The sequence below is a fragment of the Flocculibacter collagenilyticus genome (assembly GCF_016469335.1).
GTDB lineage: Bacteria > Pseudomonadota > Gammaproteobacteria > Enterobacterales > Alteromonadaceae > Flocculibacter > Flocculibacter collagenilyticus.
In genome coordinates this window covers 3163138-3188470 of record NZ_CP059888.1, presented here as the reverse complement: position 1 = coordinate 3188470, position 25333 = coordinate 3163138, and the positions used below count along the sequence as shown (strand labels likewise).

Sequence of the window (25333 nt, the reverse complement as noted above, 5' to 3'; positions counted from 1 at the left end):
CTGGAAAATTATGATTGAAGAGCAAGGTGTTATTGTTGCTGTAGAGCCTTTAGCCGATAAAGGTTCTGACGCGAACTATATTTTTTGGGTTGAAACCCAAATTAAAACGACTTGCAGCGCCTGCCATGTAGAAGAAAATTGTGGTACTAGCACGGTGGCTAAAGCGTTTAGTAAGCGAAAAAATGTGGTAAGTGTAGCTTCTGTCAAACAGGCTAACGTTGGTCAACAAGTGAAAATAGGTATTCCTGAAAATACGATCGTTACTGGCTCGTTAATGGTCTATATGTTGCCGTTAGTATTAGCTATTTTAGCAGCGGTTGTAGTTGATTTTACTGCTCAGCGTTTGCTTATTGATGCTGAATGGCTAACCATTTTAGGGTTATTCGCTGGAGGGACAATGGGGTTTGCGTTTGCTCGCTGGTGGATAAAAAACGGTACAAATGCGAGTGACTATCAAGTCACGTTGTTGCAAATCTTACCTGAACATATTCCTATTAAAGAAGTGTGATAGAAACACTGATATTAAGCGCCCACACACTCTATCTTTCCCCAGCAAAACGGGAACAATGTTAAGTTAATTTCAATTGATTGCGGATTCAGTTTGGTATTGATCGCAAAGTCTAGTAAAATTGCGCGATTAAATGCCCTTTACACGTTTAGCTTATCGCTTGTACGTTTAAAGCAACTTTCGTTTAGAACAGTAGTTAAGAATCATTTCCTATGAAAAACATACGCAACTTTTCAATAATTGCACACATTGATCACGGTAAATCCACCTTATCTGATCGTCTTATCCAAGAATGCGGTGGCCTTTCAGAGCGAGAAATGCAATCTCAGGTGCTTGATTCTATGGATATTGAGCGTGAGCGTGGGATCACCATTAAATCGCAAAGTGTAACCCTAAATTATACCGCTCAAGACGGCGAAACCTATCAGCTCAACTTTATCGATACGCCGGGACACGTAGACTTTACTTATGAAGTATCGCGCTCACTGTCCGCGTGTGAAGGTGCATTACTAGTAGTAGATGCAGGGCAAGGTGTTGAAGCGCAAACCGTAGCGAATTGTTACACCGCCATTGAAATGGACATGGAAGTAATTCCTATCCTAAATAAAATAGACTTACCACAGGCTGATCCTGATCGTGTATCTGAAGAAATTGAAGATATTGTTGGGATTGATGCAACCGATGCGGTGCAATGTAGCGCTAAAACAGGTATCGGTATCCATGACGTACTAGAAACAATCGTTAAACAAGTACCGCCACCGGTTGGTGAACCCGAACAGCCACTGCAAGCGTTAATCATCGATTCATGGTTTGACCCATACCAAGGGGTTGTATCATTAGTTCGTATTAAACATGGCCAGCTTAAAGTGGGCGAAAAAATTAAGGTGATGTCGACTGGGCAATCACACTTAGTTGATAAAGTAGGTATTTTTACACCAAAACAAACTGACACTGGCATATTAAGTACGGGCGAAGTAGGTTTTGTTATTGCGGGCATTAAAGAAATTAAAGGGGCACCAGTAGGTGACACTTTAACATTACAGCGCGCACCCGCTGAAGCACCACTACCAGGCTTCCAACGTATTAAGCCACAAGTTTATGCTGGTTTATTCCCTGTTAGCTCTGACGATTATGAAAACTTCCGTGACGCCTTAGCAAAACTAAGTCTGAACGATGCGTCATTGTTTTATGAGCCAGAAAGCTCAACAGCTCTAGGTCTTGGTTTCCGCTGTGGCTTCTTGGGTATGCTTCACATGGAGATCATCCAAGAGCGTTTAGAGCGTGAATATGATCTAGACTTAATCACCACTGCACCAACGGTAAATTATCAAATAGCATTAACCAGTGGTGAAGAGGTTACGATTGATAACCCATCAGATTTACCACCGCTTAATAATATTGAGCAAATTCGTGAGCCAATTGTTGAAGCACATATCCTTGTGCCACAAGAATACCTAGGTAACGTTATTACTTTATGTGTTGAAAAACGCGGCGTGCAAACGAATATGTCATATCACGGTAATCAGGTTGCATTGACGTACGAGTTGCCGATGGTAGAAGTGGTAATGGATTTCTTCGACCGACTGAAGTCAACCAGCCGTGGCTTTGCATCATTAGACTATAACTTTAAGCGTTATGATGCGGCAGACATGGTACGTGTTGATATTCTAATTAATGGCGACCGAGTAGATGCACTAGCCATGATTGTGCACCGTGACTTTTCACAAGGGCGTGGTCGTGAGTTAGCAGATAAGCTACGCGAGTTAATTCCTCGTCAAATGTTTGATATCGCCATTCAAGCGGTTATTGGTAACCATGTTATTGCTCGTACCACGGTAAAACAGTTACGTAAAAACGTAATTGCAAAATGTTATGGCGGTGACGTGAGTCGTAAGAAAAAGCTCCTTCAGAAACAGAAGGAAGGTAAAAAGCGTATGAAACAGATTGGTAACGTAGAGCTACCGCAAGATGCGTTTTTAGCGATTCTTAAAATCGGAAAATAAAGGCTCAACAATAAGAGCTAACTATAAGGGTTTCATTAGATATGGCGGTTTATTTCTCAATTTTTTTAGTCTTATTAACGCTAGGAAGCGGACTAATATGGTTAATTGATGCCACAGTATTTGCACCAAAACGCAAAGAAAAAGTGCTTCAGGCGCAAACAACAGCAGGTATTCAGTTTGATGCTGATACGGCTGAAAAAGTAGCGCCAAAACCTTGGTTGGCAGATACCGCTCAATCTATATTCCCTTGGATCCTCGGCATTACCATTTTACGTTCATTTTTATATGAACCATTCCAAATACCATCAGGTTCTATGATGCCAACGTTATTGGTTGGCGACTTTATCTTGGTGGAAAAATATAGCTACGGTGTTAAAGACCCTGTTTGGCGTACCAAGCTGGTTGATACAGGCTCACCAGAACGTGGTGATATCGCTGTTTTTAAATATCCCTTAGAGCCTAGGATTGATTACATTAAGCGTATTATTGGTTTGCCGGGTGATCGTATTGTGTATCGCAATAAGAATCTGTATATCAAGCCTGCCTGTGAAAATGACAAAAAACATTGTGATAAATATCACAAAATTGACATGAATAAACTCAATGAAGGTGAGTTTAAACTGGATAATGTGCCTTTAATTGAACTGGAAGAAGATTTATTGGGTTTAAAGCACAACGTATTAATTAACCCTGTTTACCCTGAATTTAAAAGCCGTTACTTCAAACAAAGTGGTACCCGTGAAGATGAATGGGTAGTACCAGAAGGGCATTATTTTGCCATGGGTGACAATCGCGATAACAGTATGGACAGCCGCTACTGGGGCTTTGTATCTGATGAGTTATTAGTAGGCAAAGCTGTATTTATTTGGAACAGCTTCGAGTTTGATAGTAGTGGCGAAAGCGCTTTGCCGAGCTTTATCCCTGTGGGTTATCGCGCTGAGCGTTTAGGCCCGATTAAATAGCATATATTTTAATGAAATGGCGGTTTTATCAGGGATGCGTTTTTCCGCCACATAGTAGAGTTAACTGAATGAATAAGGCCGTTAAGCCACTGTTTAAAAAAATTGGGTATGAATTTAAAGATGTTAGTTTATTAGAACTAGCTATGACCCATAGAAGCTGTAAAGGCGAGCATAATGAGCGTTTAGAGTATCTAGGCGATTCAATCTTGAGTTTTGCCATTGCTCATGAACTTTACAAGCGTTTTCCAAAACACGATGAAGGCGACTTAAGCCGCATGCGCGCTACTTTAGTGCGTGGAACCACACTATCAGAAATTGCATTGTCATTTGGCTTAGGCGAATATTTACGCTTAGGCCCCGGCGAGTTGAAAAGCGGTGGATTCCGCAGAGCGTCAATTTTAGCCGATGCAGTAGAAGCGATAATTGGTGCTGTATTTTTGGATTCGGACATTGAAACTTGTAAGAACTTAGTGCTCAGCTGGTATGGCCAAAGGCTTGACACCATCCAGCCGGGTTCCAGCCAAAAAGATCATAAAACTCAACTACAAGAATATCTTCAAGGGCGTAAGCTTCCTTTACCCGTCTATACTGTGATTAAAACCACAGGACAAGCGCATAACCAAGAATTTACTGTTGAATGTGAAATTGATGGGATGCGACCTATTTCTGCCAAAGGAACCAGCAGAAAAAAAGCTGAACAAGCTGCCGCTGAAAGCGCCATGGAGAAATTAAAGAAATGACAAAGCAAAATAGCCCACTAGAAGAGATGATAGCTCAGAACCTTACCCAAGGGGATGATAGCGATAGTAATGCGCCGGATGTAACTTATTGTGGTATGGTTGCAATTGTAGGTCGTCCAAATGTAGGTAAGTCGACCTTATTAAATAAGATACTGGGACAAAAAGTTAGCATTACCTCACGTAAGCCGCAAACTACGCGTCACCGCATCATGGGTATTCACACAGAAGCGCCTTATCAAACAGTCTACGTTGATACTCCAGGCTTACACCAAGAAGAAAAGCGAGCCATCAACCGTTTAATGAACCGTGCTGCGGCAAGCTCGATTGGCGATGTTGAGCTGAGCATTTTTGTGGTGGAAGGCACGAAGTGGACCCCTGATGATGAAATGGTATTAAACAAACTTATTCAGGCGCGCCGTCCAATTGTGTTAGCAATTAATAAAATTGATAACGTAAAAGAAAAAGACGACGTGATGCCACATCTACAGTGGTTATCAGAAAAGCACGACTTTAAAGACATCGTGCCCATTTCTGCTGAAAAGGGAAACAATGTCGACAAAATCGTAGACATCGTTAAAGCGAACCTGCCTGAATCAGAGTACTATTTTCCGGAAGATTATATAACAGACCGTTCTATGCGCTTTATGGCGTCTGAGATTGTGCGTGAAAAATTAATGCGTTTTATGGGGGAAGAATTACCTTACTCTGTAACGGTTGAAATAGAGCGTTTCAAATGGGATGAGCGCGGTGTATGTAATATTAACGCCTTGATTTTAGTTGAACGAGAAAGCCAAAAACGCATGGTTATTGGTAACAAAGGCGAAAAGCTAAAAGTGATTGGCAGTGAAGCCCGTAAAGATCTTGAAGAAATGCTTGATAACAAAGTGTATTTAGAGCTTTGGGTGAAAGTGAAAAGTGGTTGGGCAGATGACGACCGTGCACTTCGCTCGTTAGGTTATGGTGAAGACTAAATACAATATTTTACTCGCTATCGTTATTGGCTTAGTTAGGAGTAATCGATAATTGAATAGTGCACGACGGGAAGAACAGTCAAGCCTTGAGCCTGCTTTTGTTCTTCATCGTAGACCCTTTAGTGATAGTCGTGCATTAGTTGATATTATTACTAATCGAGTAGGGCGAGTTACTGTAATTGCTCGTGTAGGAAATAAAAAGTCTACGTTTTCCGCCTTATTACAACCCTTCAGACCGATTCTGGTTCAATATCAAGGTAATGCTGAATTAAAGCTATTAACACGCTGTGAGGAGCTTGCTTTACCCGTTGCATTAAAAGGCAACGCATTATTTAGTGGCTTTTACCTAAATGAGCTCACTCAACGGTTGTGGCCGCAAAATTTAGAATCTACCGAGTTATTTTCTGTATATAAAACCATCCTAAACAACTTAGTAACGACCGACGTAATTGAGCCTCACCTGCGTATTTTTGAAATTAAATTGCTCAATTATCTCGGATACTCTATCGATTTTGATTGTTGTTTTGATAGTGAACAAGCGATCAAAGCTGATGAATATTACAGTTATGTTCCGCAATACGGCTTTAGTTTACGAGAAACGGATAACCAACTCGCTCGTTTTCATGGTGCTAGCTTAATTAAAATAGATGCTTTTCAATTTGATTCGTCAACAGTGTTAAGTGATGCCAAACGATTAATGCGACAAGCACTTTCGCCATATCTAGGCGCAAAGCCGTTAAAGAGCCGAGATTTATTTTTAAAATAAGTACTAAGGAAATGCCATGCCAATAATGGGAATAGGCACAGATATTATTGAGATTCAGCGGGTGGAAACACAGCTTGAGCGTGGTAGTCGTTTAGCAAAAAGAGTACTGACTGAGCGTGAACTTGTGGATTTTGAGGCGCATAACCAGCCTGCCCGATTTCTAGCTAAGCGATTTGCAGCAAAAGAAGCGGCCGCAAAAGCCATGGGAACAGGAATAGGCCGAGGGATCTCGTTTCAGCATTTTGAAATTAGCCATGATGAGTCGGGCAGGCCACTGCTTGTGTTATCTGGTAATGCTGAACAACGCGCTAAAGAATGTGGAATAACCGCGACTCATATCTCAATTAGCGATGAACAGCATTACGCCACCGCAGTGGTCATACTCGAGTCGTAGCTTTGCAGGTGCAGGAGCTTCTTGATTGTAAGTAATCTAGAAGCGGGTTAACTGTTTTGCTTACTATTTTTAGTGTAGGTTTATCAATTTTTGCCGGTTTACTTGCAGAGCTAAACTATAAAACACTGCAAGTATAAACAAGGGTTACTCACAAATAGCTACGTAGCGCTCAATGACCTGTTGCCATCCAAACTGTAATGCCTCAACGATGACGGCATGACCAATCGATACTTCACTAACACTAGGCACATGGCTTAGGAATACGGCTAAGTTATCAAGGTTTAAGTCATGGCCTGCATTGACAGCGATGCCTGTGTCTAGAGCCGCTTGCGAAGCAGCAGCATATTGCGTCAACATGGCATGTTGTTTATCTGTGCCGAAAGCCTGAGCATAACCTTCTGTATACAGTTCAACTCTATCTGTTCCTGTTAGGTGTGCGAGCGCGCATTGCTGTGCGTCAGGATCAATAAATATACTGGTGCGGATATTTGCCGCCTTTAGTTTTGCAATAACGGGCAGCAGAAGTTCCACTTGGCTATGCATATCCCAACCATGATCAGACGTTAACTGATCGGGTGCGTCTGGTACTAAAGTGCATTGATGAGCGCCTGAGTTTATAACTAAATCAATAAAATCGTCTGTTGGGTAACCTTCAAGGTTAAGCTCAGCATCAGGATACTTCTCTAATAACTTAGCTAAATTGTAACAGTCTTGAGGTCGAGCATGGCGTTGATCAGGCCTAGGATGCAGCGTTAACCCTTTACAGCCATATTGTAGAGCACGTTCTGCAAAGTTGACGACGCTAGGATAGTCGCGTCCGCGTGAATTTCTTAGCAATGCAATTTTATTTAGGTTTACACTAAAAATAGTGCTCATGATTGAGTCCTTCTGTCAGCTGTTAGCGATGGTACTTGTAGCAATACTTATTAAAAGTATGTTTAGCGGGCTAAGTGTATAGTAATTGATGACTTTTTTCACGATTAAGCAGCGTACTTAACGGCGTGCTATCGATTGTAGAAAGATGAAAATATGCTAACTTGTAGCAATACACATCAAGAAAGCTAATCTACTCAATGACTTCATATAATATTAAGAGAGGGATAATGTTGCGCTTACTGACTGATCATATAAAAAAATACGATGTTGATACTGTTGTCTTGCTAGGATTCAGTATATTAATCATGCTGTTAGCTGGTTGTTCAGCTAATACCACTTCATCAGGTACCACGTCATCAGGAACTGAGGTTGTTTATCAACAAGAAACGGTACTTATTCCTGATGAACCGCAACATAACAAACACGATAAACATGCCGCGCTAAAAAATAGGAAAAGCCGAATGGATGAAAATATTACCAGTGCAAAACAACAATTAAGCGAGCAGTTAAATATATCAGAACAAGATATTGAGCTGGTTAGTGTAAAGTCGGTGGTGTGGCGTGACCGCAGCTTGGGTTGTCCACTGCCTGACCGTATGTATGCACAAGTACTGGTGGATGGCTATTTAATTGAATTAAAAGCGAAGCAACTCTCATTCTTCTTTCATGGTGCTGACAAAGGCAAGCCTTTTTTATGTCAGTCACCTAAGAAGAATGGCTATATAGACGCAGAAAAAAATAACATTTAATACAGCGGGTTTACTTAGTATAAAATTTAGTGCGAACGAAAAAATTAGTACAACTACAAGGAAAAATTCATGGCAGCAACCAGTTTACTTGCATTAATTGATGATATTGCGACGGTGCTTGATGATGTGGCGATACTGTCAAAAGTAGCTGCAAAAAAGACGGCAGGGGTGCTTGGCGACGATTTAGCACTAAATGCACAACAAGTGTCGGGTGTAAAAGCAGAGCGTGAATTGCCCGTCGTGTGGGCGGTTGCAAAGGGTTCTTTTTTAAATAAGCTTATTTTAGTGCCAGCGGCTTTACTGATTAGTTATTTTGCCAATTGGCTAACCATGCCATTGCTGATGTTAGGTGGCGCATATTTATGTTACGAAGGTGTAGAGAAGCTCCATCATAGTTTTTTTGCTGATAAAGAGGAAGCTGAAAAAGAACATGAAGAAATGCTAAATGCCCTTGCCGATGACAGCGTTGATTTAGTAGAGCTGGAAAAAGAAAAAATTAAAGGCGCAATACGTACTGACTTTATTTTATCTGCTGAGATTATTGTGATTGCTTTAAGTACGGTTGCTAATACGTCTCTTGCTATGCAGGCCTCGGTAATATCAACTATTGCCATTCTGATGACCATTGGGGTTTATAGTTTAGTGGCAGGCATCGTAAAGCTCGATGATGCGGGACTATATTTAGTCAAAAGTGCTGAACAAACAAGCCGCTTTAGCCAATTCAAAAAGATAGTGGGTAGAGGGTTGCTTGGCTTTGCTCCAATCTTAATGAAAACACTTTCAGTAGTAGGCACTGCGGCCATGTTTTTAGTTGGCGGCGGTATTCTCACGCATGGTTTAGCCTTTGCACATCATTGGTCGGAAGCATTAATAGAGCTTGTTGCAACGTTCCCTGGTGGGGACTTTTATGCGAGCTGGCTAACGCCACTTCTATTTAATTTAGTGGGAGGCATTCTGGTTGGTACGCTTATACTGTTAATGGTATTGGGGGTGAAGCAACTTAAACCCGCTAAAGCCGAAACCAGTAAATAAGCAGGTTGATGCGAGCGGCTTTATATGAAGCTCGCATCTTGCCACCAATACAAATGTTTAGCGTGTTAAGCTTCGCTCATGGCAAACTCATCAGCTACATACTCTTCAATATTAAGCACTTCACTGGTTAGTAACTCTAATGTTCGGTGCAAGTTATCTAACACTGCGGTATGGGCATCTTTTTCTAATTTTACTGCAAAGTCTACACAGCTTAATGCACCTACACTTTTTGCCATCGATTTTAATTGATGCGCAAGTGATTTAATCCGATCTCTGTCTTGTGCTGCAAAATTATGTGTCAGTTGCTCAACTAAGTCTTTAGCTTGATTGACAAAGTACTCTAAATACTCTTTGTGCTTTAATTTGTTATCGCCTAAAAAGCGTGTGATGGTATCTAAATCTATTGGGACGCTTGATGAGTCTTTCAAAATTTTACTCTTTTTGGTTTTAGGGGCATTGGGTAACGTAATCCACTTTTCTAATTCTGCTTGCAATGCTTCTAATTCAAGTGGTTTGGTTGTGTAGCCGTCCATACCAATACTTAAGCACTTTTGCTTTTCACCTTTTAGTGCATTCGCCGTGATGGCAAGAATACGAGTAAACTGGGTATCTTCTGGCATGTGCATGCTTTCGGTACGAATGGCTTTAGCTAAATCGTACCCGCTCATGTGAGGCATGTGAATGTCGGTTAAAATGAGCGGATATTGGTATTCGCGCCATTTTTTTAATGCCTCGCGCCCGTCATTAGCCACTTCAACGGCATACCCAAGCATGTGAAGTTGTTCAACAATCACTTTTTGGTTCATGACATTATCTTCAGCCAGTAATATTAAGCTGTTTGACGCTTTAGCTTGTTCAACAGTTTGAAAGTTAGATGCTAATTTCACTTGACTGTTTTTGCCTAAGCTACTTGCCGATTGCTCTAATAACCCTGCACAAATTTGGATGCTTTCAATAAATGAGGTACGGCAAATTGGAGTGGAATGTAAGTAATGCACTCGGTTGTCTGCCACTTCGATAACGTCAACAATATTTGTGAGTACTAAAAACTTATGTTGGGAAAGTTTGTCGATAGTCAGTAAACGTCTAACTAAATGTTCGCTTTCTCTTTGATAATAAGTGCCATCTATTACCCATACATGCTTAGTTGTACTATGAGTGACCACGTTATCACTGATGAAGTTATCTAATTTTTCTACATTACCAAATGAAATATGATGGCTACCGCAATGATTTAGATAAGACTCAATATTAATGCGATTTTGCTCATCTTTTGTATAAATATATGTGGTAGTACCGTTTAATAGCTCTTTGCTGATAGTCGTGGTATTCAGTGTTCGAGTGAGCGGTAAAGATACGGTAAATGTAGTGCCAACATCCACCGTGCTGCTCACTTTAATGCTGCCGTACATTAATTCACACAGTCGGTTACAAATGGAAAGGCCAAGGCCAGTACCGCCATATTTGCGAGTAATTGATCCTTCAGCTTGATTAAACGGGTTAAAGATATGATTCATTTGGCGCTCGGTCATGCCTTTGCCGTTATCACGCACTTTAAACTCGATGGTATAAAACTCTAACGTTTGCTCTTTCATATGCGCTGAAATAAGTACTGAGCCCGTTTTATCTCTGGTTGTTTCAGTAAACTTAAGCGCGTTGCCTGCTAAGTTAAAGAGTATTTGTCGAATACGCACAGGATCGGCCATTACTTCGAATGGAATGCGCGGATCAACATAGACTTTTAAGTCTATTTGGCGTTGGTGCGCAACAGGCATCAGGGTTCTGCCAACGGCTTCAACGATTTCATGCACCGATGTAGGAATAGACTCAATATCTAGCTTTCCAGCTTCTATCTTAGAGAAATCCAAAATGTCATCAAGAATATGCAGCAGTGAGAAAGAAGATTCCCGTATCGTGTCAGTCATATTGAATTGTGAGTCAGACAGTTTGGTTTTACGCAAGATGTCGATAGTACCAATGATGCCATTCATAGGTGTGCGTATTTCATGGCTCATGGTAGCAAGGAAGGTTGACTTGGCGTCGTTCGCTTTTTCTGCTGCTAATTTGGCCGTTTCTAATGCCTCAGTACGCTCCAGTACTTTTCTTTCAGCATCCTGTTGTAGGTTATCTACTTGAGACTGTAATTCATCAAGTTGCTCGCGATATTGGGCTGATTCCTTAAAGGTTTGGTTAATGTAACTAACCAGCTCACCAGTGGCACTTTCTTCTTTATAATTAATTAGCTGGTTGTATTTTTTTCCGCGGAAGATACGACGTGTGTCCGCTAAAATAGGTTCAATCTTATTATCTGCAAATCGTGATAACGTTTTATAGATAGAGCGCGCCAAAATTAAGCATAAAATACAAATCACGCCCAGTTGAATAACAATAGGTAATAGCGCTAGTTTGGGCCTGGCTTGTGCGTAAACAACTACGCCGATAACGTCTTTAGCGTTATTTAGAATGGTTTTATTAATGACAAACCACTCATCCGTACTTTTTGTGGTATCACGCTTTAGTGGGCTAGGAAAGTAGCCATCAAGATTTGACGTGTTCACCCACAGCTTTAATTTGCCATCGTCAGTGGTTTGGTACACATAAGCAGCAGTTGGATGTTCGGTATCCTTACTTAATTGCAGTAAAGACTGAACTTTTTTTTCATCTTTTTTTAGCAGTAACTCAGGCAGCAATTTTTGTAGCTGAGAGGCTTTTTGTTGCGGAACCTGAGTTTCTTTAACCGTAAGCAAAACAATGCGTTCTACATTGGATACAGCAAATATGGCTAGCGCAAAAAATGACACGATAAGGAGATATTTAATAAAGACACTACGTCGAGAATAAGTATTAGGCATATATAAGTAACATTAATTGTTTTTTTGTTAATGCTTGTTGCGTTATTATCTACCGCTGTTAGCACTGATGATAGAATTTGGTTAGATTCTAAAGCAATTAAAACAATCTACAACCAAAAATAGATAAGAGTACAATTAAGAGCAGAAATGGCTGTATAAATATTGTGAAACACCTATATACAAATCTTAAAAATATAATAGTCGTAGACGATGATCCTTTCTTTATGAAGTTTATTAACGATAAACTGCAAGCGTTAGGCATTGTGCACGTACAGACATTTTTAGACCCCACTATCGCATTGCCTAAGCTTACCCACTCATCTAACAAAAATGATTTATTGTTTATTGATCTTCAAATGCCACAAATAGATGGTATTCAGTTGTTAAAGTTGCTGGGCGAGCGACAATTTCAAGGCCAAATTATTATTATGAGTGGCTTTGAAAAGAAAATATTAAACATGGCTGAACAAATAGCCAAGCAATATCATTTAAGTGTAGTGGGGCAATTGCATAAGCCATTTACTTCAGCGCAGTTACAATCGTTATTACTTGAAGTTGATAAAAATATTCACAATGAAGATGTGGCCATTCATGAACGGTCTGTTGTACCGTTCGATATAAGTCAATTTACACTTACTGAAGCCAACTTAATTACAATGGTGCAGCCTCAGGTGTCTATTCAAGATGAAGCGATTGTAGGGTATGAAGTATTGTCTCGGCTGTCCTTAGAGGACGAAACAATTATTATGCCAGACCAATTCATTCCTGCTTTTGAGCAAAGCAACAGAATGGCTGAGTTTAATGAGGTGTTATTTCAAAGGGTATTTAAGCGCTTTACTAACTATAGAGACAAGCGCATTTCGATAAACTTGTCTGTAAATAGTTTAGCCGAACAAGATATTGTGGGCTTACTTTCTAGTTATATTCAACAGTACGATATAGATCCAAACCAAGTTGTAGTAGAAATTATTGAAAGCTGTATTGCGGATGACATACTAAATACGCAAGAGAGCTTAATGCGCTTACGTTTGCTTGGCGTTCACTTATCTATTGACGACTATGGTGCGGGTTATTCCACCATGAAGCAATTAAGTGATTTTCCTTTTCAGGAATTAAAGATTGATCGCGCCTATATTTCACGTTGTGAGACTAGCCCGCACAACCAAGCGTTGATTAAAAATACGATTGATATGGCGAAAAGCTTAAATATGACAACAGTGGCTGAAGGCGTAGAAACGGTTGCTGAATTAAATACCTTAAAACAATTAGGCGTAAATACGGTTCAAGGCTTTTATTATTCTCGCCCTTACTTGTGGAATTGATGTTTGATGTAAATATTGATTGAAATTAGAACAAAAAGCGCAATAAAACAGCATTAAGCACAAAAATATATAAAAAGTTAAAAAAAGAGTTGACTTAAAACCTCAAAATCCGTTTAATACGTGCCCGCAGCAACGAGAGAAGCTGCTAAGTAAACAATGCCCAGATAGCTCAGTCGGTAGAGCAGAGGATTGAAAATCCTCGTGTCGGCAGTTCGATTCTGTCTCTGGGCACCATTTATTTAAAACCGATTTATTAGTTAAGAGTGCTCGCACTTTTAATAAAACAGAATAGTGTGCCGGCTTAGCTCAGTTGGTAGAGCAACTGACTTGTAATCAGTAGGTCGCCAGTTCGACTCCGGCAGCCGGCACCATTTTTTCTGTTAACTAATTTGCCCAGATAGCTCAGTCGGTAGAGCAGAGGATTGAAAATCCTCGTGTCGGCAGTTCGATTCTGTCTCTGGGCACCATCATTAAATATTTTGTTGTGCTTCTTGTAACTGAACAAAATATTGCACACTAAGTAAAGTGTGAACTGCTTAGTGTGCCGGCTTAGCTCAGTTGGTAGAGCAACTGACTTGTAATCAGTAGGTCGCCAGTTCGACTCCGGCAGCCGGCACCATTTCTTAATTGAAATAAAAAAACCTCAACATTTGTTGAGGTTTTTTTATGTCTTGAATTTAGTGTTTTAAAACGGTTATTGTTAACGGGTTTGCAAAGTGTCTGGATGACACCTTCTTTGGTACTTACCATGGAAATTAATTTTGGGAATTTAATAAGAGCTATCGTAACGTGCCTAAAAGAACTAACGAATACCAGAAGCTTGTATTGGCTATCAATCAGCTTCTAGCATCTTCTAACGTCAAAATTACAGAGTCAGCGATGTTATACGACCCGGTATCTGATCAAGATAGGGAAATTGATATATTGATCGAAGATACCTCTGGCCCTTATAGCTTTAAAGTAGGTATTGAATGCACAGCTAAATCAAGGTCAATAGGTGTTCCAGTAATGGAGCAGCTAATTAATAAGCATAAAAATGTTGGAATACATAAGACTGTCATTGTGTCGAAGTCAGGGTTTGCTGTATCCGCACAAAAATTTGCAAAGAAGAATCAAATCGATGCAATATCTTTTGGCCAAGCACTAAGCCAATCATGGCCCTCCTTTCTAAATAAAGTTAAAAATGTTCAATTAATACTCCACTCAACAACAATTGACGATATAGGCTTCAATGTAACCTTTTTAGAAAGTGCTGATAAGGTAGAGTACTCACTGGAAAGTACAGTTTTGGCAGACACAAACGACAACGTATTAATTTCAAATTTCGTTTATGATTTAATTTCTTCCGGTTCAACTAAAAATATCAAAGAAAGTAGATTAATTGATGGTGAAAAAACTGAAAATGGTTCAAAGCATCACCAAGAATGGAGCTTTGAAAATGAAATCATAATTGCTGATAAGCATGGAGTAAAAGCGAAGTGTTCAAAATTATCTGCCAACTATACTATTGTTCGTTTAGCATCCCCACAGCAACTCAATTACGAAGAGTTTAACAAAAAACCTGCTATATACGGCACAAGCAACAATCTGGGCGAAAATAAAGATACAAGCATTACTGTCACTGCGACAGGTAATGATGATGGTGTATCGATGGCCTTTAATATTAACTCACGATCAGGTTTAAACTTTAGGTAACTATTTTAACTAATCATGGATGAGAGCAAATTTTTAATTTTAGTATTCCAATCGGGCAGTTGGTTAGATAAAACCAAAGAAATTTCTTCCATTGTAGAAAATGGAAGTAGATACGAAGTTTATTTCGGTAGAAGCGATAAAATGTACGCTTATGGTAAGGGTAAAGTACAGTATTTTGATCAACCCATCGCAATAGAACTCAATAAAAACCTCGTCCGTTTTAAGAATAAAGGAACCTCTAAGTGGAATTTTGCGCTTTCTTTTAAAAATTATGTGTGTCTATTTAATGATAAAGAGAAAAGAATAGAACTAACTGAAAACATTGAATTAGTTCCTAATATTGCAGAATATGAAGATACAAAAAGATTAATTGAATATTACTACTTTTTAGCTAAGTCACTAGAAAATAAAACGCCGCATTTAAATATATATTACGAAAAAAAATTAGGTACTATCCAACCTGAGTGCGCTATTAATAACTTTGTTACGCTAGCGGCACCAAAACATGAAAAACTTACAACTTATCCTATATTTCCTTTTGGCATAAACCTTTCGCAACAAAAAGCAGTTATTAATGCTTTAGAAAGTCAAATTAGCCTAATACAAGGTCCTCCTGGCACAGGTAAAACGCAAACTATTCTCAATATAATTACTAACATAGTAATGCAAGGAAAAAATGTCGCAGTGGTAGCAGGTAATAATTCCGCCATTGACAATGTTTTTGAAAAATTAGAGAAAGAACAAATAAGCTTTATCGCTGCAAGATTAGGTAATAAGGACTCACAACAGCAATTCTTTACCACTCGCTGGGAGTTACCTGAGCTTAAAGCTTGGTCAATGGAAAGTAGCACTGTTTATCACCTAAAAGAGCAATTAAACCAAATTAGCAGTAAAATAACTGAGTTGCTTGAGGCTAATAACATGCTCGCAACTCTCAAAGAAAACCTTGTTCGACTTAATATAGAAAAACAATATTTTGATAAACATTTTGATATTCGACCTTTAAATATCAAACGTTTTTCATTCTTTACTAAGTGGAACACCCCTAATCTTTTAAATTTTTTGGCTGATTTTAAGTATCACTCTCAATTTGAAAAATTAAACTGGTTAACAAAATTTAAGTGGCTTTATCGATATAAAATCTACAGGTTTGGCGATTTAAAATTACTAAACGAAAATATCTTTAAAAGCATTATTAGCGAATACTATCATCGCAAAACAACAGAGCTATCTGAAGAAATAAATATCTTAGAACAGCTTCTTGCCAATGAGAGTTTTGAAAGCCTTCTAAAAAGGCAATCTGAATTATCTAATAGCTTATTTAAATCGTTTATCGCACAAAAATATCAATCTATCGAAGATACTAGTTTTAATGAAAATTCTTATAAAAGAAACCGAGATGCATATGAATGTTTTTTAAATCAATATCCTGTAGTGCTTAGTACGACAGATTCCATTATTAACAACAAAAGTGAAAATGAACTATTTGATTATTTAATTGTTGACGAGGCATCGCAGGTAGACTTATTAACGGGTTTTTTATCACTGTCGTGTGCTAAAAATATTGTTGTTGTTGGTGATTTGCAACAACTTCCACATATTCCTGATGATTCATTACATGATGATATAGACCGACAATTCAGTGTAATAAATGGTTATAGTTACTTTCATGAAAGTCTATTGTCTTCGCTAGATAAATTGTTTCCTTCAGTACCAAAGACACTTTTAAAAGAGCACTATCGTTGCCACCCGAGAATCATCGATTTTTGTAATCAAAAGTATTACGACGGTAAGTTGATTGCAATGACATCTTCTTCAACCGACCCTTTTAGAGTTATCAAAACAGAAAAAGGCAACCACGCTAGAAAGCCTCCTTCTGGTAGCGGCTTCATTAATATTAGAGAATTAGATGTAATTAATAATGAAGTTTTAAGTGACGAGTTAGAATTGTCAGAAGTTAATGAAATAGGTTTTATTTCTCCTTATAGAGCACAGGCAGACCAAGCTGCGTCACGTCTTGCAGTAAACAATATCGCAGCAGATACGGTACATAAATTTCAAGGTAGAGAGAAAGAAAGCATAATATTTAGCGCCACAGCAAACACATTAACCAAGTATATGGATAAACCAAATCTTCTAAATGTAGCTGTTTCTAGAGCTAAAAAACGATTTACCTTAGTTACTTCTCAAAACGTACTAAAAAAACAAGGTTCTAACATCGGTGACTTACTGCGGCACATCGAGTATCAATCCTTATCACCTTGCATCTTTCAGAGTAAAACTGTTTCCATTTTTGACTGCTTATATAAAGAATATTCAGATGCTTTAACTTCATTTATGAAAAGAGTAAAAAGAACCTCTGATTATCTATCTGAAGATCTAATGTCTACCTTATTAGATGATATTTTAAGTAAAGATCCATTTAGCTCTTTTTCATATCAGAAAAACTATGCATTAGCCTTATTAATTGGCGATTTATCAATGCTTGATATAGAAGAGAGAAGGTTTGCGAGTCACCCTAATAGCCATATAGATTTTTTATTATTTAATAAGTTAGATATGCAGCCAATATTAGCAATAGAAGTCGACGGTTACAGCTTTCACGAGCTAAACAAACAGCAAAAAATTAGAGATAATTACAAAAACAATATTTTAGCCAAAATATCTCTCCCATTACTGCGATTATCTACTACAGAAAGTGGTGAACAGGATAAAATTGAATCCGCGTTGAAAAATATACTTGAAATTTCCTGATTGATAATGAAACTGAATATTGATTTGAGATGTGCTGTTTGGTAATAGGAATATTTGAATCACTACCAAACGCTATCGAATGGCTTATTGAATGGTTATTGAGCTTTTATCGGCTGTTAAATTAATATCATTATTGAAATGATTCAAGCACAGCATAAGCTTATAACTTGCTTCTTTTCTAGTGTCTGCGTGCTATCTGTTTAGGGATAGCACGTGATATGAAAGGGGTTAAAAACGGTAATGGATATTAGCAGAGAAGGTTCTGCCTGCTTCAGTCAAATTATTTAAGGTTTCTGCTTTTGTGTGTCCTGCACCGTTAATAGCGCGTACGTATTCTTTATCGGTTAGATTAGTAATAGCTAGGTTAAGCTTAAATTGGTCATTAATATCGTAGCTGGTAAGAAGATCTATTGTGCCGTAGCCTGCAATTTCAATATTGTCATCGTTTACTTTATGCATACGTTTAGCCCAGTTTACTATTAATTCCGCAGACAGGGCGTCCTGCTCAAAACTAAGGCCTGTAGCACCTGATAGTGGTGCAATACTGCTTAAGTATTCGTCAGTATTGTCGTTCTTACCATCTTGATAAGACGCATTGGTAAAGACCGACAGCTCGTCATTAATGTCATAGCGGACAGCAGCTTCAATACCTTTAATGGTTACAGAGTCAATATTTTGGTATTGAAAGATTGATACTTGCGATGCTTGCTGAGTATACGGGTTGGTAATGGTGTCGAAACCTGTTAATTCAGTTGCTAGAAACTCATCATACTGAGAATAGTAAACTGCACTTGAGAAATAAACGTTGTTGATATGGCCACGTATACCAAGCTCGTATGTATCACTTTCTTCCGGTGATAAGTCGTCACTAGATATAACCTTATAGCCATATAGTGAGTTGTCGTGATTGATATAAGCTAAGTCGTACGCAGGCACTTTGAAGCCTTGACCGTACTGAGCAAATACTGCAACGGTGTCGGTAAGATGGTAAAGCGAACCTATGTTTAAAGAAGTGTGATTTTCATCATATTCGCGGTAAGTATTTACGTTTGATGTGGTGTTAGCTTCCATTTTATAAGTGTCAAAGCGTGCACCCAATGTGGTAATTAAAGCACCATCGAGTAACGTTATTTCGTCATTGAAAAATGCGCCTGCACGAAATACTTCAGTGTTAGGAAACTTATCACTGACTTGTGGGTAGCCATTTTTTGCAACGCCAGCCACACTATACAATTTTGACTCTGTGCGTTCTGCTTCAGATTGCTCTATGTCTAAACCATAACCGAGTGTGTGCATGTCGTTTAACGTTAAAGTCGCATTTGATAAAAAGCCTTGCGTACTTTGTTTAAAAACAGCCGTTTTTTGCATGTCTCTAATTTCAATAATGGGGAAACCAAAGTTAGCATTAATGTCTAGTTGGCCATATTCTATGTCTTTTTGTTCAGTGTCGTTTGAATAAATAGACACATTTAATAGGTCGTAAACAGCGGTATTAGCTTCTGTATGGTAGCGTAGTTGAAAGGCGTGGTTCGTTTTCTCGCTGTTGCTGTTTTCAGTTAAGATTGTATACCCATTAAGATCTCTAAAGTGTTGCAATAAACCATGTGCAATATTACCTGTTACCTCTTGCTCCCAAATATCAGCGGTAAAAGCGACAAAGTCTTGTTCATTTAGGTTGTATTTGGCTTTGTAAAGTAAGCTCGTTGATTCGATATCTAATTCAGGCTTGGTTTCATCAAAGTTTTGTGTTTCATGGCCATCTCGAACCCCTGCATTTAATAGGTGTTCGAATTGTCCTGTTTTTAAAGCAAGTGTCGTGCTTATATTCTGTTGTTCACCCGATGACAGATAACCGGCTTTCACTTTGCCCGAGAAGGTTTCGCCATTAGCCAGATAATCAGATGCGTCTTTGGTGGTAAACACCGCGATACCGCCCAATGCGTCTGAACCATATAGCGATGAGGCGGCTCCTTTAGCAACTTCTACTTGTTTTAATGTATCAGTATCAATAAAGCCCCGGCCAACAATGTCGTTAAGACCATTTGCACCGTAACCTTCATTCATGCGCATGCCATCTTTTATCATTAACACTCTATCACCGCCCATACCACGAACAATGATGTTTTGTGCGTTACCTGTACTGCCACTGACTTGAATGCTTGGATCATATTTGAACAATTGGCTCATGTCAGTAATGGCTTGCTTCTCTAAATCTTCCTGCGTCATTACAGAAATGCTGCCAGAAACATCTTTTAGTTGCTTCTCAGTTTTCGTACCACTGATCACAACCACTTCAAAGTCAGTACTGTCAGAATCGTCGGCGATAAGGTTGGCAAAGGTAACTGGCGAAGTCATAAGGGCAATGGAAATGGCGCTGGCTAACATACTGCGCTTTTGCTTAAACATGATTGAATCCTATTTGAGAGTTTATTTTCTGATGATCAGAGGTATTTGTTTAACACGCCTAATTATTAATGAAATCGGGCTGACATCATTAGCTGTTCACGTTTCATTTTTATAGCGTAATAAATAATAAAAAATAATGCAAATGGTAATTATTATCATTTGCATTAAGTTTGGTTGCGACATAGAATATGGCCGTTTAAATTAATTAAGGTAGTAATAAAAGTGAATATTCAGCTGTTAGAACTCACAATGGCTAAAGCGTCTGAACTATTAATGGCGCCCGTTATTGTTTTAATTTGCGCACTCGTTGTGTATGCCATTTATGAATTAGGGCGTTTTACGTCTCAATGGTTGGTGCGAAAGAAAAATAAACTTGTGTATATACAGCAAATAACAGGCTCTGGTACACAAACCATATCAACACATGCTGGTTATCCAATTCATAACTACTTTATTGACAATCCCTACGCTAGCGATGATGAGCTTGAGGTGGTTGCTCTTAAACAATTAGAAAACTTACGTATTGTTACACGTATCGCGCCCATGCTAGGCCTTATAGCCACCATGATCCCAATGGGACCTGCGTTGCAAGCGCTTGCTGATGGAAATATTCAGGGGATTAGTGAAAATCTTATTATTGCGTTTGCGGCGGTTATATGGGGATTAGTCATTTCGTCTTTAACCTTCTGGCCTGCATCAGTAAAAAAGCGTTGGTGCGCTGATGAGCTGATTAATATTCGCAAAATTAAAGGAACAGCGTAATGCGGTTCCTTGATGATGACGAAGAGCTAAACCCCATTGTGAGTGCGGTAAATTTAGTGGACGTGTTTTTAGTTATTATCGCCGCTTTATTAATTGCCTTGGCGCAAAATCCATTAACTGTTTTTAATAGTGATGATGTCACTGTCGTAAAAAACGCAGGTAAACCAAACATGGAAGTCATCGTAAAAAAAGGAAAAGAAATTAAACAATATAAGTCTACAGGAGACATTGGCTCAGGTGAGGGCGCTCGTGCTGGAGTCGCCTATAAAATGGCGGATGGTAGCTTTGTTTATGTGCCTGAAAATGAAGCAGCTTCTTCTACACCTTCTTCTGTTAACGCTAACTGAGCGAGCAATCATGTTTAAAAAATACCTCTTATTGATACTATTATCCCTCTTTATATTGCCAAGTGCAGCTGCCAGTGAAAAACCGCAAATATTGTTGATGATGTCGTCTCATGCTTCAAAACCTAAAGGTGAATTACTAAAAGGTTTAGCGAAAAATCAGCCATTCGAACTTGTGATTTTTTCAACAAAAGGAAAGTCTGACGAACAGATTAATAGTGCTTGGTCTGGTGCTAGATTGATCATGCTAGATGGAATTAATCCTGCGTTATCTAAATTTATGTTTGCTAAGTTTCAAAGTAAATTATCTCAGTTTCCATCTGTGCCGGTTATCTCTTTGGGTGACTTAGCGAACAAGAAGATGAACCAAGGGTTATCAACCGAGCAGAACAAACGTATTGGTGCATATTACCAAGGCGCAGGCCGCGAAAATTATCAGAACATGATGTATTACTTGGCCAATGATTTATTAGGCTTATCAGCCCACGTCGCTAAAGCCCCTATTGTTAAGCCTAGCACTGGGTTATATCACTACCACTTTAACGGGCAGATCACTGCGGACGAAACCGCATTTTTTAATTTCCTGAATGTAAAGAATAAGCAGCCAGTCATCGCGATTGGTATGCACAGAAGTGTGATTGATTATGAGCAACAACAAATTGTAGATTCTCTGATTAAAGGATTAGAAGCGAAAGGTGCTAAAGCATTTGGTTATTTTTTTGAAGGTGAAGATAAAGATCTAAACTATACCGACTTACTGACAGAAGAGACCGCCGAGGGAAATCATTCACGAGTCGATTTAATCATAAACTATCGTTCGCTGCATTACGTTGCCAAGCGCAGAACTGAATTTGAGAAGCTAGGCGTACCAGTGTTACACGCGTTAAATTATACCGAAGGCAGCCAAGCCGAGTTTGAACAAGATCATGCAGGTGTGTCAGCTTCTTTAACACCGTTCTTTTTAGTGATGCCAGAAGATACTGGCAGTGCCGACCCAACCATTATTGCAGCTAACGAAGCGGGTGAGAAAAAAGCTATTCCTTATCAGTTAAATGCGCTGGTAGAACGGGCTTTTAATCATGCTAATCTTGCGCATATTGAAAATAGTGAAAAGCGTATTGCTACCTTTATTTGGAATTATCCTCCGGGCGAAAAAAATATAGGCGCTGCCTTTTTAGATGTGCCTAGCTCTATTCAACACATTTCACTGGCCATGAAAGCGAAAGGCTATCAAATTAATACAACCTCTACAGAAGCACTAATTGAGTCGGCAGGTAAATTGTTACGACCATATTATCGTGGAGAAGATGCCGAAAAATTGATTGAGCAGGACTTAGCGGAATACATGCCACTTTCCACATATTTAACTTGGTTTAATCAATTACCAGAGAGTGTAACTCAACCGATTATCGAGCGATGGGGTACACCACAAGAAAGTAATATGTTACGAAATGCCACCATTGACGGCCAACAGCTAAGTGCATTTGTTATTCCTCGCATGAACTTAGGTAATTTGATTGTGTTGCCGCAAGGTGTAAGAGGCAATGATGCCAAAGAACATTCAAGCTTATATCACAGCACCAAGACGCCGATAAACCATAATTATTTAGCTATTTATTTATTCGCGCGTGAAACATTTGGGGCAGATGCTTACATACACCTAGGTACGCACGGTTCACAAGAGTGGTTAACGGGCAAAGAGCGCGGGTTGTCAGTATATGATGCGCCAAGTTTAGCGCTAGGTAATTTACCCGTATTTTATCCTTATATTATTGATAACGTGGGCGAAGCCATGCAAGCCAAGCGTCGCGGTCGTGCCACCATGATAAGTCATTTGACGCCTGGTTTTGCTAAAGCTGGTTTGTATGCAGAAGTGTCGGAGTTAAACGACAAAATAACAAATTACATGTTGTTATCGGACGGTCAAACTCAAGCAAATACGCAAGCAGAAATTGTCGCGATGGCGGAAAAGCTGAACATACTGAACGACTTATCTATAGATAAAGCTGACATGATGGCTGATTTTGAGCGGTTTATAGCTAACATTCAAGATCACCTAAATGCACTCGCACAAATGAGCCAACCATTAGGTATTCATCAATTTGGTCAACTACCTAAAGAGGCGCACTTATTCAGCACTATGCTAGAAATGTTGGGCGATGACTTTGTCGCGCGAGCTGCAAAATATGAGCAACAGCATCAGCTTAGTATTAACAAAAGCGAACAGCTTGATAGCCGTAATGTAAAGCATTTAGCTGCCCTTGATGGCTATCAGTTATTAAGCAAATTTATTGCAGCGCCACAGTCGCTTAACAATCTTGGTGATAAATTACAGTCAGATTTATTAATAGCGAAAAGCTACTGGGACAATTTTCAAAACATAGCTGAAATTTCTAATCTGTTGGCTGCAATGGAAGCTGATTATATTCCTGTAAGTTATGGCGGCGATCCGATTCGTAATCCGCAAGCAGTGCCCACTGGGCGAAATTTAATTGGGTTCAACCCAGCCAAAGTACCTTCTAAAGAAGCGTATCAAGCTGGGGTTACATTAATGAATCAAACCATTGATGCCTATGTTAAAAAGCACGGAAAATATCCTGAAAAATTAGCGTTTTCATTATGGTCATTAGAAACAATGCGACACCATGGCGCGTTAGAAGCACAAATACTGCATGCCTTAGGCTTAAAACCGAAATGGAATCACCAAGGCAATGTGATTGGCACTGACGTTATCCCATACGGTGAGTTAGAACGGCCGCGTATTGATGTGGTTATTTCCGCAACAGGATTATATCGTGACGCATTTCCTAATGTGATGCTTTGGCTTGCAAAGGCCATTGATAAAGTCGCCAAAATGAAAGAAGACAATAACTTTGTATATCGCCATGCCAATGCACTTAAAACTGAATTATTGGCAACGGGCAAGTCTGAAGAAGACGCTGATTACCTATCATCAATTCGTATTTTTTCAAACGAAACCGGAAACTATGGGACAGGATTAGCCGCAAGTTCATTAGCGTCTGATACGTGGGAGAAGGACAGTAAACTTGCAGACTTGTATCTTGATCGTATGGGATATGCATTTGGATACGACGAAACGCGTTGGAGTGAAAATGTAGGAGACACATTTGGCGATGGAACCGGACTTTACAACAAGGTGCTGTCAGGCACCGATGGCGTGATTTTTTCTCGTTCCACTAACCTTTATGCACTAATGACCAATGATGATCCATTTCAATACTTTGGTGGTATAGGGCTGGCCGTACGTCATTTAGACGGCAAAACACCCGAAATGTATGTGTCTAATTTACGCAAAAAAGATCAGCTAAAAACGCAAACACTCGCTGAATTTGTAAACCAAGAAATGCGTAGTCGTTATTTTCACCCCCGATGGATTAAAGCCATGCAAGATGCTGGCTATGCAGGCGCCACCGCAATGTTAGACCGCATGAACAATATGTGGGGCTGGGAAGTGATGACGCCTGAGGCTATTCGCGATGATCAATGGCAAGAATTTTTTGATGTCTATGTTAACGATAAATACCAAATGGATATGCGAGCATTTTTTGAAGAGCACAACGCGGAAAGTTTAGCGCAAATTATCGAACGTATGTTAGAGGCCGTTCGTAAAGGGTACTGGCAAGCTGATGATGCAACTATACAGAAAATGGTTGAAACCTATACCGACCTTGCTGCTGAATTTGATGTGGCCACTGATAACGAGAAGTTTGTTGAATACGTTGACAATGCTGCACTTGGATTTGGCCTAACGCCATTGACGCAAGCGTTAGCAAATGCACAAGTTAAAGCCAACGCTAGTGCTAGCCAACCTAACATGGAGCAAGTAACGGGGCAAAAGTTAGAAGAGCAAGTTAAAGCAGAGGTTACTGAGGAAGAGATAAGTGCTTACTGGTATTGGATAATGGCTATTTTTCTACTCGGCTTTATGCACAATTTGATACAACCGACTAAAGGTAGAACATTCAACAAGCGAAATACGAGTAAAGAAAATATGAACACAGAAAGTACCTCTGGTGAGAGCGAGCGAACGGAAAAGGCGGCGTAATATGGTTAGTTCATAGCAGGGATGCTGGGGGGGGAATGTGTCAGTTAATTTTACAAAAATAATAACTTTGTACTAGTTGTATGGAAATAAATCTTTAATATTAATCACATACAATAAAGGCATTAAATGTG

At 39.3% G+C, this 25333-nt stretch carries 18 protein-coding genes and 4 tRNA genes; 19 read left to right on the top strand and 3 right to left on the bottom strand.

What is annotated here, in order from left to right; all coding sequences use genetic code 11:
* The first annotated feature begins 10 nt into the window (after positions 1-10).
* The 7 genes from HUU81_RS14155 to acpS all read left to right on the top strand — a co-directional run bounded on the left by HUU81_RS14155 (position 11) and on the right by acpS (position 6344).
* Positions 11-508, top strand: a complete 498-nt coding sequence (locus tag HUU81_RS14155) for a SoxR reducing system RseC family protein (RefSeq protein WP_199609576.1) — start codon at positions 11-13, stop codon at positions 506-508.
* A 212-nt stretch (positions 509-720) separates the two neighbouring features.
* Positions 721-2511, top strand: coding sequence for a translation elongation factor 4 (lepA, locus tag HUU81_RS14150; protein ID WP_199609575.1), 1791 nt, complete (start codon positions 721-723; stop codon positions 2509-2511).
* A gap of 41 nt (positions 2512-2552) precedes the next feature.
* On the top strand, positions 2553-3473 hold the full coding sequence (gene lepB / locus HUU81_RS14145) for a signal peptidase I (protein ID WP_199609574.1): 921 nt from the start codon (positions 2553-2555) through the stop codon (positions 3471-3473).
* Between the two features lie 68 nt (positions 3474-3541).
* Positions 3542-4213, top strand: coding sequence for a ribonuclease III (gene rnc / locus HUU81_RS14140; protein ID WP_199609573.1), 672 nt, complete (start codon positions 3542-3544; stop codon positions 4211-4213).
* Between the two features lie 26 nt (positions 4214-4239).
* Entirely contained in the window at positions 4240-5184 is a 945-nt protein-coding gene (gene era / locus HUU81_RS14135; protein WP_233520629.1) for a GTPase Era, read from the top strand.
* Between the two features lie 52 nt (positions 5185-5236).
* Positions 5237-5950 carry a DNA repair protein RecO gene (gene recO, locus HUU81_RS14130; RefSeq protein ID WP_199609571.1) on the top strand — a complete coding sequence of 238 codons (714 nt, stop codon included), beginning with the start codon at positions 5237-5239 and terminating at the stop codon, positions 5948-5950.
* A gap of 16 nt (positions 5951-5966) precedes the next feature.
* On the top strand, positions 5967-6344 hold the full coding sequence (acpS, locus tag HUU81_RS14125; RefSeq protein ID WP_199609570.1) for a holo-ACP synthase: 378 nt from the start codon (positions 5967-5969) through the stop codon (positions 6342-6344).
* Positions 6345-6488: 144 nt separating this feature from the next.
* On the opposite strand, the gene HUU81_RS14120 is transcribed toward acpS, so the two are convergent.
* Positions 6489-7220 (bottom strand): pyridoxine 5'-phosphate synthase, encoded by a 732-nt coding sequence (locus HUU81_RS14120; protein WP_199609569.1) that lies wholly within the window; start codon positions 7218-7220, stop codon positions 6489-6491.
* A gap of 227 nt (positions 7221-7447) precedes the next feature.
* Here HUU81_RS14120 and HUU81_RS14115 point away from each other — a divergent pair, with 227 nt between their 5' ends.
* Together HUU81_RS14115 and HUU81_RS14110 are read left to right on the top strand one after the other, a co-directional pair.
* A complete protein-coding gene (locus tag HUU81_RS14115) occupies positions 7448-7969 on the top strand; it encodes a hypothetical protein (protein ID WP_199609568.1) in 522 nt (173 codons plus the stop codon).
* Positions 7970-8038: 69 nt separating this feature from the next.
* Positions 8039-9001 carry a DUF808 domain-containing protein gene (locus tag HUU81_RS14110; protein ID WP_199609567.1) on the top strand — a complete coding sequence of 321 codons (963 nt, stop codon included), beginning with the start codon at positions 8039-8041 and terminating at the stop codon, positions 8999-9001.
* Between the two features lie 65 nt (positions 9002-9066).
* Here the strand turns inward: HUU81_RS14110 and HUU81_RS14105 are convergent, their stop codons facing one another.
* Positions 9067-11853: a hybrid sensor histidine kinase/response regulator gene (locus HUU81_RS14105; protein WP_199609566.1), complete on the bottom strand. Its 2787-nt coding sequence runs from the start codon at positions 11851-11853 to the stop codon at positions 9067-9069.
* A 164-nt stretch (positions 11854-12017) separates the two neighbouring features.
* Between HUU81_RS14105 and HUU81_RS14100 the strand changes: the two genes are divergently transcribed.
* From HUU81_RS14100 to HUU81_RS14070, 7 genes are all read left to right on the top strand, one after another.
* A complete protein-coding gene (locus tag HUU81_RS14100) occupies positions 12018-13175 on the top strand; it encodes an EAL domain-containing response regulator (RefSeq protein ID WP_267983421.1) in 1158 nt (385 codons plus the stop codon).
* 158 nt (positions 13176-13333) lie between these two features.
* Positions 13334-13409 (top strand) — tRNA-Phe (locus HUU81_RS14095).
* 61 nt (positions 13410-13470) lie between these two features.
* Positions 13471-13546: transfer RNA gene (locus tag HUU81_RS14090), tRNA-Thr, on the top strand.
* A 20-nt stretch (positions 13547-13566) separates the two neighbouring features.
* Positions 13567-13642 (top strand) — tRNA-Phe (locus tag HUU81_RS14085).
* Positions 13643-13718: 76 nt separating this feature from the next.
* Positions 13719-13794, top strand: a tRNA-Thr gene (locus HUU81_RS14080).
* 170 nt (positions 13795-13964) lie between these two features.
* On the top strand, positions 13965-14870 hold the full coding sequence (locus HUU81_RS14075; RefSeq protein ID WP_199609564.1) for a restriction endonuclease: 906 nt from the start codon (positions 13965-13967) through the stop codon (positions 14868-14870).
* 15 nt (positions 14871-14885) lie between these two features.
* A complete protein-coding gene (locus tag HUU81_RS14070) occupies positions 14886-17624 on the top strand; it encodes an AAA domain-containing protein (RefSeq protein ID WP_199609563.1) in 2739 nt (912 codons plus the stop codon).
* A 228-nt stretch (positions 17625-17852) separates the two neighbouring features.
* On the opposite strand, the gene HUU81_RS14065 is transcribed toward HUU81_RS14070, so the two are convergent.
* Positions 17853-20030, bottom strand: coding sequence for a TonB-dependent hemoglobin/transferrin/lactoferrin family receptor (locus tag HUU81_RS14065; protein WP_199609562.1), 2178 nt, complete (start codon positions 20028-20030; stop codon positions 17853-17855).
* A gap of 222 nt (positions 20031-20252) precedes the next feature.
* Between HUU81_RS14065 and HUU81_RS14060 the strand changes: the two genes are divergently transcribed.
* Genes HUU81_RS14060 through cobN form a run of 3 tightly spaced genes read left to right on the top strand, consistent with a single transcriptional unit; the run spans position 20253 to position 25202 of the window.
* Entirely contained in the window at positions 20253-20792 is a 540-nt protein-coding gene (locus HUU81_RS14060; RefSeq protein WP_199609561.1) for a MotA/TolQ/ExbB proton channel family protein, read from the top strand.
* Positions 20792-21139 (top strand): DUF2149 domain-containing protein, encoded by a 348-nt coding sequence (locus tag HUU81_RS14055; RefSeq protein WP_199609560.1) that lies wholly within the window; start codon positions 20792-20794, stop codon positions 21137-21139. The genes HUU81_RS14060 and HUU81_RS14055 overlap by 1 nt, the downstream gene beginning before the upstream one ends.
* The gene (gene cobN, locus HUU81_RS14050; protein ID WP_233520512.1) at positions 21096-25202 is read left to right on the top strand and encodes a cobaltochelatase subunit CobN; all 4107 of its coding nucleotides are present in this window, start codon (positions 21096-21098) and stop codon (positions 25200-25202) included. The genes HUU81_RS14055 and cobN overlap by 44 nt, the downstream gene beginning before the upstream one ends.
* Positions 25203-25333: the final 131 nt, after the last annotated feature.